Annotated in this window: 15 protein-coding genes and 2 tRNA genes; 6 read left to right on the plus strand and 11 right to left on the minus strand. The window is 61.0% G+C overall.

The window, feature by feature from the left end; all coding sequences use genetic code 11:
• Positions 1-485, plus strand: a 485-nt coding sequence (locus DWW12_RS01580; RefSeq protein WP_147345454.1) for a sugar nucleotide-binding protein, incomplete at its 5' end; no start/stop codon positions are given.
• A gap of 37 nt (positions 486-522) precedes the next feature.
• Here DWW12_RS01580 and DWW12_RS01585 read toward each other — a convergent pair.
• From DWW12_RS01585 to DWW12_RS01595, 3 genes are read right to left on the minus strand one after another with little or no spacing between them, the layout of a single operon-like run.
• Entirely contained in the window at positions 523-2,934 is a 2,412-nt protein-coding gene (locus tag DWW12_RS01585) for a YfhO family protein (RefSeq protein ID WP_117854684.1), read from the minus strand.
• A complete protein-coding gene (locus DWW12_RS01590; protein ID WP_117854686.1) occupies positions 2,918-3,886 on the minus strand; it encodes a glycosyltransferase family 2 protein in 969 nt (322 codons plus the stop codon). Before DWW12_RS01590 ends, DWW12_RS01585 begins: the two co-directional genes overlap by 17 nt.
• Before the next feature lie 6 nt (positions 3,887-3,892).
• Positions 3,893-4,864 carry a glycosyltransferase family 2 protein gene (locus DWW12_RS01595; protein WP_117854688.1) on the minus strand — a complete coding sequence of 324 codons (972 nt, stop codon included), beginning with the start codon at positions 4,862-4,864 and terminating at the stop codon, positions 3,893-3,895.
• A gap of 160 nt (positions 4,865-5,024) precedes the next feature.
• Here DWW12_RS01595 and DWW12_RS01600 point away from each other — a divergent pair, with 160 nt between their 5' ends.
• The 3 genes from DWW12_RS01600 (at position 5,025) to DWW12_RS01610 (ending at position 6,780) form a co-directional block, all read left to right on the plus strand.
• A complete protein-coding gene (locus DWW12_RS01600) occupies positions 5,025-5,870 on the plus strand; it encodes an ABC transporter permease (protein ID WP_233544200.1) in 846 nt (281 codons plus the stop codon).
• An 11-nt stretch (positions 5,871-5,881) separates the two neighbouring features.
• Complete coding sequence (locus DWW12_RS01605; RefSeq protein ID WP_117854689.1) at positions 5,882-6,649, plus strand: ABC transporter ATP-binding protein; 768 nt, start codon at positions 5,882-5,884, stop codon at positions 6,647-6,649.
• Between the two features lie 54 nt (positions 6,650-6,703).
• A tRNA-Arg gene (locus tag DWW12_RS01610) sits at positions 6,704-6,780 on the plus strand.
• A 104-nt stretch (positions 6,781-6,884) separates the two neighbouring features.
• Here DWW12_RS01610 and aroQ read toward each other — a convergent pair.
• The 8 genes from aroQ to aroF all read right to left on the minus strand — a co-directional run bounded on the left by aroQ (position 6,885) and on the right by aroF (position 15,322).
• On the minus strand, positions 6,885-7,322 hold the full coding sequence (gene aroQ / locus DWW12_RS01615) for a type II 3-dehydroquinate dehydratase (protein WP_117854691.1): 438 nt from the start codon (positions 7,320-7,322) through the stop codon (positions 6,885-6,887).
• Positions 7,323-7,386: 64 nt separating this feature from the next.
• A complete protein-coding gene (locus tag DWW12_RS01620; RefSeq protein WP_117854693.1) occupies positions 7,387-8,637 on the minus strand; it encodes a shikimate kinase in 1,251 nt (416 codons plus the stop codon).
• Positions 8,638-9,783, minus strand: coding sequence for a prephenate dehydratase (gene pheA / locus DWW12_RS01625; protein ID WP_117854694.1), 1,146 nt, complete (start codon positions 9,781-9,783; stop codon positions 8,638-8,640).
• Positions 9,784-9,826: 43 nt separating this feature from the next.
• Positions 9,827-10,924 carry a chorismate synthase gene (aroC, locus tag DWW12_RS01630; protein ID WP_117635292.1) on the minus strand — a complete coding sequence of 366 codons (1,098 nt, stop codon included), beginning with the start codon at positions 10,922-10,924 and terminating at the stop codon, positions 9,827-9,829.
• Position 10,925: 1 nt separating this feature from the next.
• On the minus strand, positions 10,926-12,245 hold the full coding sequence (gene aroA / locus DWW12_RS01635) for a 3-phosphoshikimate 1-carboxyvinyltransferase (protein ID WP_117854696.1): 1,320 nt from the start codon (positions 12,243-12,245) through the stop codon (positions 10,926-10,928).
• Positions 12,239-13,345 carry a 3-dehydroquinate synthase gene (gene aroB, locus DWW12_RS01640; protein ID WP_117797743.1) on the minus strand — a complete coding sequence of 369 codons (1,107 nt, stop codon included), beginning with the start codon at positions 13,343-13,345 and terminating at the stop codon, positions 12,239-12,241. Before aroB ends, aroA begins: the two co-directional genes overlap by 7 nt.
• A 36-nt stretch (positions 13,346-13,381) precedes the next feature.
• The gene (locus DWW12_RS01645; protein ID WP_117564237.1) at positions 13,382-14,296 is read right to left on the minus strand and encodes a prephenate dehydrogenase/arogenate dehydrogenase family protein; all 915 of its coding nucleotides are present in this window, start codon (positions 14,294-14,296) and stop codon (positions 13,382-13,384) included.
• A 3-nt stretch (positions 14,297-14,299) separates the two neighbouring features.
• Positions 14,300-15,322, minus strand: coding sequence for a 3-deoxy-7-phosphoheptulonate synthase (aroF, locus tag DWW12_RS01650; protein ID WP_117854697.1), 1,023 nt, complete (start codon positions 15,320-15,322; stop codon positions 14,300-14,302).
• A gap of 204 nt (positions 15,323-15,526) precedes the next feature.
• Between aroF and DWW12_RS01655 the strand changes: the two genes are divergently transcribed.
• Positions 15,527-15,603 (plus strand) — tRNA-Arg (locus tag DWW12_RS01655).
• Positions 15,604-15,679: 76 nt separating this feature from the next.
• Positions 15,680-18,397, plus strand: coding sequence for an HAD-IC family P-type ATPase (locus DWW12_RS01660; protein ID WP_117854699.1), 2,718 nt, complete (start codon positions 15,680-15,682; stop codon positions 18,395-18,397).
• Positions 18,398-18,486: the final 89 nt, after the last annotated feature.

Consider the following 18,486-nt stretch of genomic DNA (forward strand, 5'->3'; position numbering starts at 1 on the left):
CCGGCGACATCGCCGTGGCAGGGTGCCCGCGCCACTACATCATGCGCTCCAGCTGGGTCATCGGCGAGGGGCACAACTTCGTGAAGACCATGAAGGCACTCTCAGACCGCGTCGCCGACCCGGACGACAAGCTCGAGCAGGTCACCGTGGTCGACGACCAGCTGGGCCGCCTGACCTTCACGCGCGACATGGCCGAGGCCATCTTCCACGTACTGGGGACGCACGCCCCCTACGGGACCTATAACTGCACCGGCTCCGGCGCGGTCAAGTCCTGGGCGGACATCGCCCGCGCCGTCTTCGAGGCAGCCAACGGCAACGGGGAGAAGGTCGTGCCGGTTTCGACCGCCGACTACTACGCCGGCGCCGCGGGCCCCATCGCCCCGCGCCCGGTCCACTCCGCGCTCGACCTGTCCAGGCTCGAGTCGGTCGGGTTCCACATGCCCGACTGGGAGGAAGAGCTGGGGGAGTACCTCAAGACGCTCTAGCCGCTATTAACTTTTCGAGCGTAAAAGCCGCCGTTCTTTAACGGCGGCTTTTCTTATGCCTGGTGAATAACCCCGCTGCAACAAGGACGGCGGCGGTCGCCAGACTCACTGCAAGCCCCGCAAGGGCGCCCGGAGTCTTGTAGGTCATCACGATCCTATTCGCGCCTCTTTGCATGTTCAGGGATGACAAGCCCTTATCGGCGGCGGGCGTTAGTTCTGCGGCGGTTCCGTTTACCGTTACGTTCCAGCCCTCATCGTACGGAACGCTCAGCAGCAGGTTGCCATCATCCTTGGCGGTATACTCGCCTTCGATCCTTCCGTCCTTAAAAACCGTCGGAATAAACTCGCTCGTCTTAAGCTCGCTAATAATCTGCTCGAAAACGTCCAGATTGAGGGCGTAAAAGACCGGCTCGTTGTCTTGGGGCATGTCTGTATAGCCCTCCGCGACTCCGATTGACACCGTATGCTGGCTCGGGGCGTCCGATGCATCCGCAATCTGGCGGACATTATTGTCGAATCTCCAGGCCTCGTTTTCGATCGTTCGCTGGTCGATGGTAAGGGTGACGGGCCAATAACTGCCGGCAGTCGTATCTTTGTTGATGTAGAGATACCCGATGGAGCTTGCCGGTACAGTAACGCTCCGTTGCTTTAAGCTATCGCTATTCTCCGTGCTCGTGGCCTCGATCTTGGTATAGAGATTGACCTCGCGGCCTAGGATTTTGCTGTAGAGGTCGTTCTGCTTTTCGAAGGGGTTCTCGTTTTTCAGCGTGCTGTTTTGGATATCGCTTGAGGCTGCAACGCCAATGCTGAGCGCATAGGGGTTCTCGTACACCGCGCTTGTGGAGTCGACCTGATTCGTCTTGGTCGAAACGTATCCCGCAGGCGCGTTCTCGGGAATGGCATACTTGACTCCCAGTAGGGCATCGACGGCGAGAATGGGCTCGGCATAACGGGTCGAGAATTCGCCGACGCTGCTGTATCCAAGGGAGTTGAGCAGTGCGATGGCCTGCGGGTTATTTGCGGATGAGTAGGACGACAGCTGGTTGTACCCAAGCGCTAAGCCCTCGTTGAGGGCAGCGCTATCGGCGCGCGTGGTTGTGCGGTCAATGCGATAGAACGACGCCGAAGTCTGGTCTTGAATGGCCGTTATAGTGTCGGTTGCGGTGGCAACATAGGCGCTGTTGGCTTTTTCGGAATAGCCTGTGTACAGCTGGTTCCACATAACATGGGCGTTGGCAAATAGTTCAATTGCCGTGAGTGCCAGAAGTGACATGATGATGGCCGGACGTTGGGGTCGACGTAATGTTGGCCGCTCTTTGAGTTTCTGTAGCGCGTATCCTGCGGCCCACAGCGCAAAGAAGCTCAGCAAAAAAGCCGTGCGCGAGTAGAAGCCGTTGGGAACGCGCATGCCGCACCAGATGTACTCGAGCGGGCTCAAAACGGAGCTTGCGACCAGGATTATCGTGACGACGAGTGTTGCGATGCGCGTCTTGATTGAAACCGTGCGGTTAACCAGCAGGCTCACCGCAAGCAGCATCATGATGATGCCGCAATAGAACTGCGGTGTGCTTTCGTTGCTTACCCACATGCAGGGAAGAAAGCCCCTGATGACCGACTTGAGGCTGGTTTTAAGTAGGGGGCCAAGTGCTAGAACGGGACCGCCCTTGGACATGGCAAGGATGGTCGGCAAAAAGGTCCAGGCGGACAGAAGCAGTCCAAGCACGATGGCCCCGGCGAATCGCAGGGCCCGATCGAGCATGAGCTTCCAGCTAAATCCTTTTTCTGCAACATAATCGACAAATTCGACCAATACGAAGATGCAGAGGAACAGGATGCTGATGTAGGCCGTATACCAGCAGAACATGACATTGAGCGCCGTTGCGATGACGAGGCGGATCATGCGCCGCTTGCGGATGAGCTCGTGGCATCCGTAGGCGCAGATGGGCAGCAGGATGAGGCAATCGATCCAGAGAGGGTTGCGCAGGTTGCTGATGGTCCAGCTGCAAAACGTGAACGAGAGGGAAAGCAGGAATGCTGCGGGCTTGGACAGGTCAAAGCGCTTTTGCACATACCAAGCGCTGCTGATGTGGATGCAGCCCAGTTTGAGCGCGGTTATGGCAAATATGAAAAGCGTCAGCTTGTCTGCGGGAAACAGCACACAGAGCAGGTTGAAGGGGCTGGCGAGGTAGTAGCTATAGAGCCCCCATGTGTTCATGCCGAGTCCTTGCGAGAAGGAATAGCGAAGGTTTGCCTCTCCTAAAAGGACGCGGCGAAACCACGCGAAGAAGTCGATGTATTGGTATTTGAGATCGTTGGTGAGAAATGAGTTGTCGCCAAAGGGGTAGACATGCCCCGCCGCTGCAAGTGCGACAAAGAGTGCGACGGAAAACGTGAAGCAGGCGGCGTAGAACGCCACATTCTTGAGCGTGCTGTTATTGGGCCGTGTCATCAGATTCCTCGTTGGATTCTCGAATGATATAGATGGGACGTCGCTTGGTTTCCAAGTAGGCTTTTGCCAAGTATTCACCTATGATTCCTAGGCACAGAAGCTGCATGCCGCCAAACAGCGTTATGAGACAGGCGAGCGACGGCCATCCGCCGACGGGGTCGCCCCAGACAAGCGTCTTTACTAGGATGACGACGAATCCCAGAATAGCGATGAGGCAGAAGACGATACCTGTGAGGGCGGCGAGGGAGAGCGGCGCCGTGGAAAACGCGACGATGCCGTCGATGGAATAGAGGAGCAGCGACCAAAAGCTCCATTTGGTCTCGCCGGCCACGCGGTTGACGTTTACGTAGGGGAGCCATTTGGTTTTGAAGCCCACCCAGCCGTAAATGCCTTTGGAGAATCGGTTGTATTCGCCCATGGAGATGATGGCGTTGACCATAGGCCGCTTCATGAGCCTAAAATCGCGTGCTCCGTCGACGATGTCGGCCTTGGAAATGCGGTTGATGATCTTGTAGAACATACGGGCGCAGAACGACCTGATGGGAGGCTCGCCTTCGCGGGTGGTCCTGCGTGTGGCGACGTTATCGTAGTCTTCAGTCTGCAAGATCTCGTACATCTGAGGCAGGAGTGAGGGCGGGTCCTGCATGTCGGCATCCATGGTGGCGACATAGTCGCCCTTTGCGTGTTGGAGTCCGGCGAGTAGTGCCGCCTCCTTGCCAAAGTTGCGTGAGAAAGAGTGCCAGTGGATGACGTATGGATGCGCCGCCGCGGCTTCCGCCTTCATGACGGTGAGCGTTTTGTCCGCTGAGCCATCGTCGATGAGGACGGCTTCAAAGGAGATGCTGGGGTCTTGCTGAGCCATGATGCGAACGACGCCATCGAGCTCTTTGAGAAAGATCGGAAGCGATTCCTGCTCGTTGTAGCACGGCACGACGATGGAGATGAGCGGCATGGTGGTTTACCTCTCGCTTGGCTTGGAAGTAGGGTGGCCGGGCTGGTCGTCGTAGGCGTATTTGCTGTACACGTTGACCTCCCACTGCTTTTTTTCGACCTTTGCCACGGAATCGAGGATAAAGCCGGTCGCAAGGCTCAGACCGCACAGGAACATAAACGACGCGGCGAGCATGGCGGTGGGGAAGCGCGGGACGAGGCCGGTCTGGAAATACTCGACAACGATGGGCATGCCCAGGGCGAGGCCGATCACCGCAAACAGAAGCGCAACCAGGCTGAAGAACTTCAGCGGGCGGTAGTCCTTGAACAGCGTGCCGATCATCGCAACGACTTTAATGCCGTCGCTCACGGTATTGAGCTTAGACTCGGAGCCTTCCGGACGGTCGCGGTACTCGATGGGCACATCTTTGATGCGCCAGCGGTGGTCGACGGCGTGGATTGAGAGCTCGGTTTCGATCTGGAAGCCCTCGGAAAGCACGGGGAAGGTTTTGATGAAAGGACGGCTCATGGCGCGGTAGCCGGTCATGACGTCATCGAAGCTGTAGCCATAGATCCACTTGATCATGGCGCGGACCAGATTGTTGCCAAAGCCGTGGAAAGCACGCTTGTTTTCCTCGGCGTAGGTGCCGTTGGAAAGGCGGTCGCCTACGGTCATATCGGCCGTGCCGTTGAGGATGGGCTCGCAGAGGGCTTTGGCCGCCTCGGCGGGGTAGGTGTCGTCGCCGTCGACCATCAGGTAGCAATCGGCGTCGATATCGCGAAACATCTGGCGGCACACGTTGCCCTTTCCCTGACGGGGCTCAAAGCGGACCGTGGCGCCGTGCTCGGTGGCGATGCGTGAGGTATCGTCCGACGAGTTGTTGTCATAGACATAGACCGTCGCTTGCGGAAGCTCGCGGTGAAAGTCGTCGATGACTTTGCCGATCGTGAGGGCTTCGTTGTAGCAGGGGATGATGACGGCGATGGATTCAGAATTCACTCAATGCTCCTTATACATTCAATTCTTGAAAGTATAGCCGTTTGGGCTTGGCATCCTAAAATGTGGGTTAGTTCTCCAGTTTTGTTGCGCGAATCGTTTGCATGGCCGTCGGGTCTATACTGTTCGTTTGTCAACGATTACGAGTAAAGGAGTTGCATCCGTGTCGGATCAGACAAAGCAACAAGAAACTCGCAGTCTGCCTGCGACGTTTGCTAAGAACGAATTTGAGAAGGACGCGTTTATCCTTCGTCAGCTGGTTACCAAGGATTTTAAGATCAAGTATCGCCGTAGCGTTCTGGGCGTCGCATGGTCGGTTCTCAACCCGCTGCTGATGATGATCGTCATGGCCATCGTGTTCTCGACGATTTTTGGCCAGGGCCGCAATGGATCAATGACGCCCGAGATGTACCCGCTGTACTTGATCGTGGGTAACGTTACCTTTGCCGTCATGTCCGAGTCCACGAACCAGGCCCTAACGTCGATCGTGGGTGCTGCCCCTCTGCTCAAGAAGGTTAAGGTGCACCGCTGGGTCTTCCCGGTGCAGAAAGTGCTTTTCTCGTTGGTGAACTTTGCCTTCTCGCTGGTCGCCGTCGCCATCGTCATGCTGTGGTTCCGCGTTATGCCTTCTTGGCACCTGATTCTGCTGCCGGTTTGCCTGCTGCTGCTTATGTGCTTCTGCATGGGCCTGGGCATGATGCTCTCTGCCCTTACGGTCTTTTTCCGCGACGTTATGCATCTGTGGAGCGTTGTCATTACGGCTTGGACTTACATCACGCCTATTTTCTGGACGACCGACTTTGTTGTGAAGATGCCGCATATCGTTCGGATCTTGGTGTATGCGAACCCCATGTACAACTATCTGCAGTTTATGCGCGATATCTTTCTGTTCCAAACTACGCCCTCGCTTATGACGTTTGGTATGTGCGCTGCTTGGGCGGTTCTTGCGCTTGTTATTGGCTATACCGTGTTCCATAAGTCCGAGCGCAAGTTCATCCTCTACATCTAAGGAGTGCTGTGATGACTGAATCTGTTGTTGATTACAGCGAGCAGCCTCTGGCTGTCGAGGTCGACGACGTCACCATGATCTTTAACATGGCGTCCGAGTCGCTGACCAACCTCAAGGAGTACTTCATCAAGCTTGCCAAGCACGAGCTGTTCTTTGAGGAGTTTGGAGCGCTTAAGCACATCTCGTTCGATATTCATCGCGGCGAAGTTGTCGGTCTGGTTGGCACCAATGGCTCCGGCAAGTCTACGATGCTCAAGATCATCGCCGGTGTGCTTGAGCCTAGCGAGGGCAGCGTTAAGGTCCATGGCAACATCGCACCGCTGATTGAGCTCGGCGCCGGCTTTGATCCTGAGCTGACGGCCCGCGAGAACATCTATCTGAACGGCGCCCTGCTCGGCTATACCAAGGAGTTCATCGACGCCAACTTTGACGGCATTATCGAGTTCGCTGAGCTTCAGAACTTTGTCGACATGCCGCTCAAGAACTTCTCCTCGGGTATGGTGGCGCGTATTGCCTTTGCAATCGCGACGATTACCGAGCCAGATATTCTGATCGTTGACGAGACGCTGTCCGTCGGTGATGTGTTCTTCCAGCAGAAGTGCGAGGCCCGCATCCAGCACTTTATCCAGAGCGGCGACGTGACGGTTCTGTTCGTTTCGCACTCCATGGAGCAGGTTGAGCGCATCTGCCAGCGTGCCGTTTGGATTGAGAAGGGTGACCTTCGCATGGACGGCCCGGTCGATGAGGTCTGCAAGGCGTACCGCGAGCAGTTCAACTAGGTTATAATTACTTGCGCCTGACAGGTTTGCGCTTGCTTGGGCGTGCGGTTATTTGCTCCATTAGCTCAGTTGGATAGAGCAGGGGACTTCTAATCCCAAGGTCGACGGTTCGAATCCGCCATGGAGCACCATCGTTTATTAAGCCCGGACCGCTTGGTGGTCTGGGCTTTTTTCATCTTGTATGCTGCTGAAGCCGAGCGCGAGCAAGCCGCTGCTGTTTGTTGGGGTTGGCATTTTACTTTTCCAGATGCTCTTTCAACAGCTCTAGCGCATGCGCGTAGCCCTGCAGGCCTTCGCCGGTGATGGTGGCGAAGCAGGCCAGGCGGGCGTAGCTCATCTGACGGAAGTCCTCGCGGGTCTCGACGGCGCTGATGTGGACCTCGACGGCAGGGATGGCGACGGCCTTGAGGGCGTCGAGGATCGCGACGCTCGTGTGCGTGTATGCCGCCGGGTTGATGACGATGCCGTCGACCTTCCCGTAAGCCTCCTGAATCTTGTCGACGATGCTGCCCTCGTGGTTGGACTGGAAGACCTCGACCTCGTCGAAGCCCTGTGCGGCGCCCGCTTCCTGGCAGATCTGCACTAAACGGTCGTAGTTGTCGCTGCCATAGATGCCCGGCTCGCGAATGCCGAGCATGTTGAGGTTTGGGCCGTTGATGACGAGTGCTTTCATGGTTGCTTCCTTTGCGATTGGAAAACCACCACAAAGTTGCCTGTCCCCTTTGTGGTGGTTTTGATTAGAGAGCGGGTGGGAGGGTGTCGAGGAGGGTTTGGGCGGTGTTGGCGGCGCAGTCGCGCGAGTCGATGATGTAGTCGGCCCAGGCGCGGTAGCGCGGCATGCGCTGCTCGGCCAGCTTGTCGATACCATCGCGGGCGGTGATGGGGCGTCCCTTGTGGGCGAGTTCGTCGAGCTTGCGGTTGAGCATCACGATCTGGCTGTTCTGGTGCAGTAGCGGGTAGTTCTCGTCGCGCGTGACCACGCCGCCGCCCGTGGAAAGCACCAGGCCGCTGCACTTGGAGATGCCGGCCAGCACCGCCGTCTCCTGCTCGCGGAAGGCCGCCTCGCCGCTCTCGACGATAAAGTCGGCGCAGGGCCTGCCCAGGCGCTCCTCGAGGGCGCGGTCCAGGTCGATGTGCTCTCGCCCCGTGAGCAGGGCAATCTGCTCGCCCACACGGGTCTTGCCCGAGCCCGGCATGCCGATCAGCGCGATGTTCTGCTCGCGGCGTGACAGGCGCTCCGTTACGTCCAGAATGCGCTCGCGCGGAGTGACCTGGCCGGTGTAGCGCTCAACGGCTTGCGCCGCCTGGGCCACGAGCATGAGCAGACCGCCGATGCAGGGGATGCCGCGGCGCTCGGCCTCGAGCATGAGTCCCGTGCGAGCGGGGTTGTAGACAATGTCGATGACGCCCTCGAGCGCATCGAGCCCCTCGAGCGTACAAGGCGCGTCGGGGCAATGGGGGAACATGCCGGCGGGCGTGCAGTTGACGAGCAGGGCGGCATCGGACTGCTGCGCGATGTTGTCGTAGTTGACTTCGCTCGTACGGCCGACCGGCACGACGATGGCGCCCAGGTCGCCGAGCACCATGCTGGCAGTGGTGCCGGCGCCACCGGTGGCACCGAGCACGAGGGCCTTCTTGCCGGCAACCTGGGCGCCCAGCTCTTCAACCAAGCACTGGAAACCGAAGTAGTCGGTGTTGTCGCCGCGCAGGCGGCCGTCGGGCAGGCGCGTGATGGTGTTGACGTTTCCCATGCGCTCGGCGAGTGGGCTCAGCTCGTCCAGGTAGTCCATGACGGCGCGCTTGTAGGGGATGGTCACGTTGGTGCCCTCCCATTCGTCGCCTGTCATAAAGGCCTCAAGATCCTCGGGCTCGCGCTCAAATCGTACGTACTCGAGCCCCGCGAGCTCCTTGTAGATGGTCGGGGTGTAGCTGTGGCCCAGCACGCGGCCCAGCACGCCGTAGGGGCGGGTTGCGGCGGTATCGGTCATCTAGAGCACCTCCGTGTAGCTGCCAAAGTAGGTGAAGCTCTCGCACACGTCATCGATGGAGTCGAGCAAGTCGTCGAGGGCCTTGCTACCAAAGGGGCAGTCCAGGTCAAAGTAGAACATAAACTCAAAGTCATGCCCGGGGATGGGACGGCTCTCGAGCTTGATGAGGTTGATATTGAGCGCGTAGAAACGCTCGAGTACGCGATAGAGCGCGCCCGGCTCGTTGGCCGTGGTAATCATAAGCGAGGTGCGGTTGGCACCGGGGTAGACGCGTGGCTCGCGGCTGATGACGACAAAGCGCGTGTAGTTGTTGTCCGAGTCCTGGATGTTGGGCTCCAGCACCTCCAGACCGTAGAGTGCGGCGCAGCTGCGCGATGCGATGGCGGCAACATCGGTGCGCTCGGAGCTGGCGACCATCTCGGCCGACATGGCGGTGTTGGGGTACTTGGTGGCGTGCAGGCCGTGCGCCTCGATAAAGCTAGCGCACTGCGCGATGGCCTGACCGTGGCTGTAGACCTCGCGTATGCCCGCGAGCTTGGTGCCGGGCTTGACGAGCAAGTTGTGGTCGATCTTGAGGCGCAGCGAGCGCACGATGTGGAAGTCGAACTGGGCGAGCAGGTCGTAGACGGCGTTGACTGAGCCGGCGGTGGAGTTCTCGATGGGCAGCACGCCAAACTCGCAGAAGCCGTCGCGCACGGCGCGCATAACGCCCTCGAAGGTCTCGAAAAACGCGATGTCGGGCACGTCGAAGAGTTTGCACGCGGCGATTTGACTGTAAGCGCCCTCGACGCCCTGGCAGGCGACGGTGGCCGTTTGAGGGAAGGGCGTGTCGGAGGCTGCAGCCGTGGCATGGGCCTTTTGCGACACCGTGATGCCCTTGAGCTCGTTGATGTAGCGCTGCTGCTCGGCCTTGCTCATGCTCATGAGGAGACGGAACAGGGTGATGGTCTGCGCCTCGTAGCGCTCGGGGGCGCGGCTGGCGAGGTTGTTGAGCTTGGAGCGCTCACGGGCGGGGTCGAAGACGGCCTTGCCCATCTCGATTTTTGACTTGGCGACCTCGGTGGCAATGTCCATGCGCTCGACAAAGCTGTTGAGGAGCGTGGTGTCGATGCCATCGATGGCCTGGCGGATGTCAGCAAGGTCCATGGAGACCCCTTTCACGTGTCGGGGGATGTTGAGGGGTGGGTAGTTAGCGCTGGGCGGCGTCTTCGAGGAGGGCGTCCCAGATGGCAAGGGCGGCGGCTGCCTCGGCTACGGGGACAGCTCGGGGGACGATGCAGGGATCGTGGCGGCCGTGGACCGAGAGCTCGGCATTTTCCATAGCGTCCATGTCCACCGTCTGCTGCTCGCGGCCAATGGAGGGCGTCGGCTTTACGGCCATGCGCCACATGACGGGCGCGCCGGTCGAAATACCGCCCAGGATGCCGCCGGCGTTGTTGGACTCGACCTCGATCTCGCCGGTCTCGGCATCGATGCGATACGGATCATTGTTCTCGCTGCCGCGCATGGCGGCCACGGCAAAGCCCATGCCAAACTCCACGCCCTTTACGGCGGGAATGCCAAACGCGATCTGCGCGATGCGGTTCTCGATGCCGTCGAACATGGGGTCGCCGATGCCTGCGGGAAGCCCGTAAATGCCGCACTCCACGATGCCGCCGATGCTGTCGAGTTCGTCGCGCGCGGCTAGGATCTCCTCACGCATGCGGCCGGCTGCGGCGGCGTCAATGCAAGGAAGATCGTTCGTTAGGATCGCCTTGCGGTCGGCCTCGCGATAGACCATATCGTCCATCGGCAGGTCGGAGATGCCGCCGATCTGCGCGACGTGCGCCATCACGTTAATGCCGCGGGCCTCGAGTGCCTGCAGCGCAATGCCGCCGGCGATACACAGGGGTGCCGTCAGGCGGCCGGAGAAATGCCCGCCACCAGCGACATCGTGCATGTTGTGATACTTCACGCGCGCCGGAAAATCCGCGTGTCCGGGGCGGGGCTTGCGGCGCAGCTCGGAATAGTCCTTTGAGCGCGTGTTGGTGTTCTCGATAATCGCGGCGATGGGTGCTCCCGTGGTATGTCCATCGACCACACCGGCGATGATGTGGGCGGCGTCGGCCTCGCGGCGTTTGGTCGCGGTCTCGTCGCGACCGGGGGCACGACGGTCAAGGAAGGCCTGCAGCCGCTCCTGGTCAACAGCGATGCCCGCCGGGATGCCATCGAGGGAGCAGCCGATGGCGGGGGAGTGCGACTGGCCGAAGATGCTTAAGTGCAAGACGTTGCCAAAGGTCGAGGACATGCTATTCCTCCTCGAGTGTGACCTTGCCGCCCAGCAGGCGGTAGTGGTCGAAGAAATCGGGATAGGACTTGTTGACGGCCTCGGCACCGTGGATCACGACCTCGCCGGTGGCGCGGCTCGCGGCGATAGCGGCCATCATGGCGATGCGATGGTCGTTGTGCGAATCGACCTCGCCGCCGGTAAAGGCGTCGACGCCCTTGATGATGAGGTCGTCGCCGGCAATGCGCACCTGCGCGCCCAGCGCGGTGAGCTCGCGGGTGGTGGTGACCAAGCGGTCGGATTCCTTGATGCGCAGACGGGCACAATCGCGGATAAAGGTGCGGCCCTGTGCCAGCGAGGCCACGGCCGAGATGACGGGCACCAGGTCCGGAATGTCGTGGGCACTCATCTCAAAGCCGGCGAGCTTGTCGGACTGCACGGTGGCGGCGTTGGTGGAGCGCACGATGCGGGCGCCAAAGCGCGAAAGCGCGGCAAGCACGTTACGGTCGCCCTGTGCGGAGCTTAGCGACACGCCCTCGACGGTGATTGGGTCGGTACCGATGGCGCCGGCGCACAGCCAAAAGGCGGCGTTGGACCAGTCGCCCTCGACGGCCACGCTGCCGCGCGTGCGGTACGAGCCACTGCTCACGCGGAAGTTCGTGACCTCGGGCTGGCCGTCCTTGGCCGGAATGCGCTCGACGTTGACCTCGACGCCAAAGGCCTTCATGGCCTGTATCGTCAGGTTGATGTAGGGGCGGCTCTCGATGAGGCCGGTTACCTGCACGCAGGAGGGCTGGGCCAGCAGCGGGGCTGCCAGCAGCAGGCCCGAGATGTACTGCGAGCTCACGTTGCCCGGAAGCACAAAGGTGCCCGGGCGCATGCGGCCGCTCGTCTTGAGCGGAAAACCGCCCAGACCCTGTAGGTCGCAGCCGGCGGCGATGATCTCGTCCGAGAGCGGGGAGAGCGGGCGGGCGCCCAAGCGCCCCTGACCCACAAAAGTTGCTTCTGCGCCCAGCGCGCAGGCGACGGGCAACATAAAGCGGAGCGTGGATCCACTTTCACCGCAGTCAAGCGTGCTGCCGGCAAGGGCCTTGAGCAGGCCAAACTCAACACTCTTCATGGTGGGGTGGACCTGGAAGCCGTCCTCGACGGTCTCGATGCGAGCCCCCAGGGCCGTAAGGCAGCGCACCGTAGCCTCGATGTCGGCGCAGGTGGTGTTGCAGGTGACGTGTGTCTCGCCGTTGGCAAGCGCAGCGCAGATGATCAGGCGATGCGCCATCGACTTGGACGCGATGGCGGGAACGGTGCCCTTGAGCGGGGACGGGGTGATGCGGGCTAGCATGCGGATGCGTCTCCCTTCTGGCCGAGGCCCTCGGCAATGAGTTCGTGGAAAGTGGAAAGCGGTGTGCGGTCGATGCTGCAGCGGCCAATGCCGTGCGGAATCACTAGATCGATGGTGTCACCCGCGCGCTTCTTGTCGTGGAGCGCCTCGGCAAAGACGGTATCGGCATCTAGGTCGCAGCGGGTCTTGAGGCCATGGCGGGCGCAGAGTTCCTCAATACGATCGGGCAGTGCAGCATCGCAAATGCCGTGCAGGGCCGCGGCGCGCGTGATGATGCCCATGCCGATTGAAACGCAGTTGCCGTGTCCGAGCTCAAAGTGCTCGCAGGCCTCGACGGCGTGCCCGGCGCTGTGTCCAAAATTGAGGAGCTTGCGCTGGTTGGTTTCGCGCTCGTCGGCGACGACCACGGCGCGCTTGATGTCGATGTTGCGGGCGATGATGAGTGCTACGCGGGCCACATCGCGGTTGAGCAGCTCCAGCGTGAGCGGGGTCTTCTCCAGCTCGGCGAAAAGCTCCGGGTCGGCGATCACGGCGTGCTTGACGACCTCGCCGCAGCCGTCGGCGAACTGCTCGGGCGTGAGTGTGGCCAGACACCCCACGTCGGCGATAACCACGCTCGGCTGCCAAAAGGCGCCGGCCAAGTTCTTGCCGGCAGCCAGATCGATGGCGGTCTTGCCTCCCACCGACGAATCCACCATGGCGAGCAGGCTCGTTGGGATCTGCACAAACTTGCAGCCGCGCATGTAGGTGGCGGCCACAAAGCCCGCCACGTCGCCCACGACGCCGCCGCCGAGTGCCACGATCACGTCGGAGCGCGAAAGCTCGTGCTCGGCCACAAACTCCAAAATGGCAACATAGGTTTCGGCGCGCTTATGGGCCTCGCCGGCCTCGAAGGTGCAGATGCTCACCTCGTAGCCTGACGCCTCCAGGCTCTGCTTAACGGGCATCTGGTAGAGCGGGCCCACGTTGGTGTCCGTCACGATGACGGCCTTGGTGCCGCCGGCAGTGGCACGCACGAGCGGTCCCGCCTGCTCCAGCAAAAACGTGCCAACATGCACCTGGTAGGGGCGTGCAGTGTCGATATCGATGGTAATCGCCATAAGCTTCGGTCCTTTCGACCTGGCGTGATGGGTTGTCTAGTGGGAGGCCTCGTCGTCGAGTGCGCGCTTAATGCGGTCGCCCTCGGCAAGGAGATTCTCCAGATAGCGCTGGTCGCGGTCCTTGAGCGCACGGCTGTAGGCGCCAAGCGATTCGATCAGATGGTCGATCTCAAAGGCGAGCGCGTCGGCGTCGTCGATCATGAGCTCGGACCACATTTGCGGGTTGAGGTGCGCCACGCGGGTGAGATCGCGGTAGCTGCCGGCCGAAAAGCCGTGGTGGACCTGAGCGGTCGGGCTCTTAACATAGGCGTTGGAGACGACGTGCGCGAGCTGGCTCGTAAAGGCGATGACGCGGTCGTGCTCGGCGGCGCTGGTCACGCTGAACTTGCCAAAGCCCAAGGGGCGTACCATCTCGCGCACCTGGCCCAAAAGCTCCAGTTTGAGCGCATCGTCCACCGCGGGCGGTACGAGCACGAGCGGGGCGCCCTGGAACAGGTCGGCGCGGGAGTGCGCATAGCCCGAGTACTGCGTGCCCGCCATGGGGTGCGCGCCCACAAAGTAAAAGCCGTGCTCGCGGGCTAGCTCAAAGGCGCGCTCGCACACAATGCCCTTGACGCCCACCGTGTCGATCACCACGGGGCCCATGATGGCCTCGGTGTCGGTGGCGTCGGCGAGCGCCTGGGCGTGCGCCTCGAGCCACTCGATGCATGCCTCGGGATAGCAGGCAAGGACGATGATGTCGCATTCGCCGAGCGTCTTGTCGTTAAGCTCTCCGGCGACAGTGCCCATGCTGGCGGCCGTCATGACATCGTCATCGGGGTCCCAGGCCAGCACGCGGACGCCCGCCTGCGCATAGCCGCGGGCAAAGCTGCCGCCGATGAGGCCCAGGCCGACGATGCCGGCGCACTTGGGGCCGCCCTGGTTAACGCGCGCGTTTCTCACTGTACCCATGGGCTACTCCATGGTCTCTTGGCAGACAACCTCGCAAATGGCTCGGATGCGGCGCATGGTGTCGTCGAACTGATCGGGGGTGAGGGCCTGAGCGCCGTCGGACCATGCGCGGCTGGGCTCGTCGTGGACCTCGATCTCTAGGCCGTTGGCACCGCAGGCGGTCGCGGCGAGCGCCATGGGCTCAACGTAGCGGGTGTAGCCGGTGGCGTGGCTGGGGTCGGCGACGACGGGCAGGTGCGACAGGTGGTGCAGCACCGGCACGGCATTGAGGTCGAAGGTGTTGCGGGTGCGGGTCTCGAAGGTGCGGATGCCGCGCTCGCACAGGATGACGTTGTCGTTGCCCTCGCTCATGATGTACTCGGCGGCCATGAGCAGCTCATCGATCGTGCCGGACATGCCGCGCTTAAGCAAGATCGGAGTCTTGGTCTTGCCGACCTCTTTGAGCAGAGGGAAGTTCTGGGCGTTGCGGGCGCCGATCTGCATGACGTCGATCTTCTTGTCCAGGAAGACCTGCACGTCGCGCGGGTCCATGATCTCGGTGACGATCGGCATGTCGAGCTCGGCAGACGCCTCGCACAGCAGGTCCAGACCGGCGGGGCCCATGCCCTGGTAGGCGTACGGGGAAGTGCGGGGCTTGTAGGCACCGCCGCGCAGCATCGTGGCACCGGCGGCCTTCACGCGGCGGGCGATGCGGATGAGGTTCTCGCCCTCGACGGAGCACGGGCCGGCGATGACTTGGAACTGATCGCCGCCGATCTTGACGCCGTGGCCGCAGTCGATGACGGAGTCCTCGGGGTGGAACTTGCGGTTGGCGCGCTTGAACGGCTCGGAGACGCGCTGCACGCGCTCGACGACATCCATGGACTCGAGCAGGAACGGGTCGATCTTGGTCGTATCGCCCACCAGGCCGATGATCGTCTCATTCTCGCCGCGCGAGACATCGGTCTTCAGGCCCTTTTTCTCAATCCAGCTGACGATATGGCTGACGGCCTCGTCGCTGGCGCTCTCTTTTAAAATTGCAATCATGGTGTGCCTCTCACCTCGATGGATAACCCTTGCAAAAACGGCCCGCATCGCGAGCCGTGTACATATGGTGCATGAGAGTTTATACTATCTGACTCGCTTTTGCCTTCTAAAGTGGGCCGTTGAGCCGCGTCTTCCTCGGAATTGCAAAGCTTTTTCTTTTATTTTGATAGCCCGTGGTGCACTTGGGTATAATGCCAAACGTTGGCCCTATTAGCTCAGGGGATTAGAGCGTCTGCCTCCGGAGCAGAAGGCCGTTGGTTCGAATCCAACATGGGGCACCATCGAACGTGAGACCGTCCGAACCTCGCATGGTCCGGGCGGTTTTTCTTATACCGACGCGACGTGATGGGACGTGGTATGGCAGCAACGGATATCGAGCGCGGACTCTCGACCGCCGAGGTCGAGGAGCGCATCGCCGCCGGTAAGATCAACCGCAACATGGAGCTCAAGACCAAGTCGGTCAAAGAGCTCATCATCGAGAACCTCTGCACGCTGTTCAATTTGATCAACGTGATTTTGGCGTTCCTAGTCATTTTGACCGGTTCGTTTAAGAATCTGACGTTCCTGTTCGTAGTGTTCCTCAATACTGCTATTGGCGTCATTCAGTCCATGCGTTCCAAGAAGATGGTCGATAAGCTCACGCTGCTGACCTCCAAGAAGGCCATTGCGGTGCGCGACGGCGCCGAGGTGGAGCTCGACCTGGACCAGATCGTGCTCGACGATATCATCCGCCTGGGGCGCGGCGACCAGATTCCCGCTGACGCCGTGGTGGTTTCGGGCGAGGCGCTCGTGAACGAGAGCCTGCTGACGGGTGAGAGCGACCTCATTAAGAAACAGCCCGGTTCCGAGCTCATGAGCGGCAGCTTTATCGACTCGGGCCTGCTGCGCGCCCGCGTGATCCATGTCGGCGCCGACAACTACGTGGCCAAAATTAATAACGAGGCGAAGTACGTAAAAAAGGTCAATTCCGAGATCATGAACGCGCCTAACGCCATCGTGCGCTTTGCGAGCATCATCATGATCCCGCTCGGTTTGGCGTTGTTTGCCTCGAGCGTGAGCGAGCTGTGGGATGCCGCGGGAACCCCAGGCAATAGCGCGCTTTCGTGGTGCTTCTCCGAGCTGTTGGCTGGTCATGTGCCTTCGTCGGCGCTGCTGTACACGGTGGGCGCCCTGCTGGGCATGATCCCGCAAGGCCTGGTGCTGCTGACCTCGTCGGTGCTCGCCATCGCCACGGTGCGCCTGGCCCGCCGCAAGGTACTCGCGCAGCAGCTCTACTGCATTGAGACGCTCGCGCGCGTCGACGTGCTGTGCCTGGACAAGACGGGCACCATCACGTCGGGCCGCATGGAGGTCGAGGGTACCTATCCGCTGCCGGTCGAGGGTATGGGTGCGGGGGAGGGCGACGCCGCCGTTCCCGTCGATACCACGGTGCTCGATTTTGCGCTGGCTAACGTCGCACGTGCGACCTCGGCCGATGCCAACGAGACCTGTCAGGCGCTGCTCAACTATTACGCCGACCGTCCGGTCGAGGTGTCCGAGCCGCTGTCGGTCATTCCGTTCTCGTCTTCCAAAAAGTGGAGCGGCGCGTCGTTTGCACAGGGCTCATATGTGATGGGTGCGGCGCAGTTTGTGCTCTCTGATCGTGCGTTTGCCCAGGTCGAGAACCGTGTCGCCGAGCTTGCCGATACCTGCCGCGTGCTCGTGGTGGCGCGCGTTGACGGCTTTACGCCCGATGGCGATATGGTGGGCGAGGCCGAGCCCGTGGGCTTTGTGACCATACGCGACGAGATCCGTACCTCGGCGGCCGAGACCATCGGCTACTTTAACGAGCAGGGCGTGACTCTCAACGTGATCAGTGGCGACGACCCGCGTACGGTGTCGTCGATCGCGCGCGTGGTGGGCGTGCCGGGGGCGGACGCTTATGTGGACGCCACGACGCTCGATACGCCGGCCAAGCTCGATGCCGCAGTGGACCGCTACCATGTCTTTGGTCGTGTGACCCCGCAGCAGAAGCGCGAGCTCGTGCAGGCGCTCAAGCGCCGCGAGCACACCGTGGCCATGACAGGCGACGGCGTCAACGACGTGCTGGCGCTCAAGGAGGCCGACTGCTCCGTGGCCATGGCGGCCGGCTCCGATGCCGCGCGTAACGTGGCCGAGATCGTGCTCGTCGACAACGACTTTGCCTCGATGCCCGCCGTGGTGGCCGAGGGCCGTCGCTCCATCAACAACCTGCAGCGTTCGGCTTCGCTGTTCCTGACTAAGACGCTGTTCTCGATGGGCCTGGCGGCGCTGTGCATCGCACTGCCGCCGTACCCTTTCGAGCCGATTCAGATGACGCTCATCAACTTCTTCTGCATTGGCGCGCCGGGCTTTGTGTTGGGCCTGGAGCCCAACAATGCTCGCGTGAAGGGGTCGTTCCTGACGAACGTGCTCAAGCGGGCACTGCCGGCGTCGCTTGCGGTCATTTTGGCCGCGGCGCTCGATATCTTTGTGGCGCGCGTGTTCGGCTTTAACCGGCTCACGCTGTCTACGATGTGCCTACTTACGTCGTGCGCGGCGAGTGTCAGCCTGATCTGGCGTATCTCGCAGCCCCTCACGCCCTTACGTGTGGCGCTCTTTGTGTTTGTAGTTGCCGGCATCCTGACGGGCGTTATCGGATTCCCGAAGCTGCTGTCTATTGCCAACCTGTCGATGGGCCAGATGGTTATCTTGGCTGTCATCGTGGTCATCACCTGCTCGGTGTTCTTTAAGCTCGCCACGATGATGGATTCGCTCAAGCCGCGTCGTCGTCATGCCGCAACTGGTTTTGGCCGCGGTGTGCGCGTCCGCTTGGGTCGCGGTGGCGGCAAGGTGAGCTCGACGGGTTCGACGGCCGAGCGTTTTGCCAAGCGCGTCGCCGCCGACATGGCGCAGCGCCGCGAAGCTCGCACCGTTCGTGAGGCCGAGGCCCGCGCACTCGAGGGCGTGGCCCAGGCCCAGCCCAAGAAAAAGAAGAGTACCGGAGTCAAGCGCTCCCGCGTAACCAAGTCCGCCCAAGGCATCAAAGTCTCGATGCCGAGCAAAAAGAAGAAGTAACTACGCGCCCTGGCGATGTTGAATTGGTGCCTTGCTCCTGTGGGGCCTTGGCGATGTTATGCTCTAACCTCGATTGTTTGAATTGCTTC

This window comes from Collinsella sp. AF14-35 (assembly GCF_003464565.1).
Classification (GTDB): domain Bacteria; phylum Actinomycetota; class Coriobacteriia; order Coriobacteriales; family Coriobacteriaceae; genus Collinsella.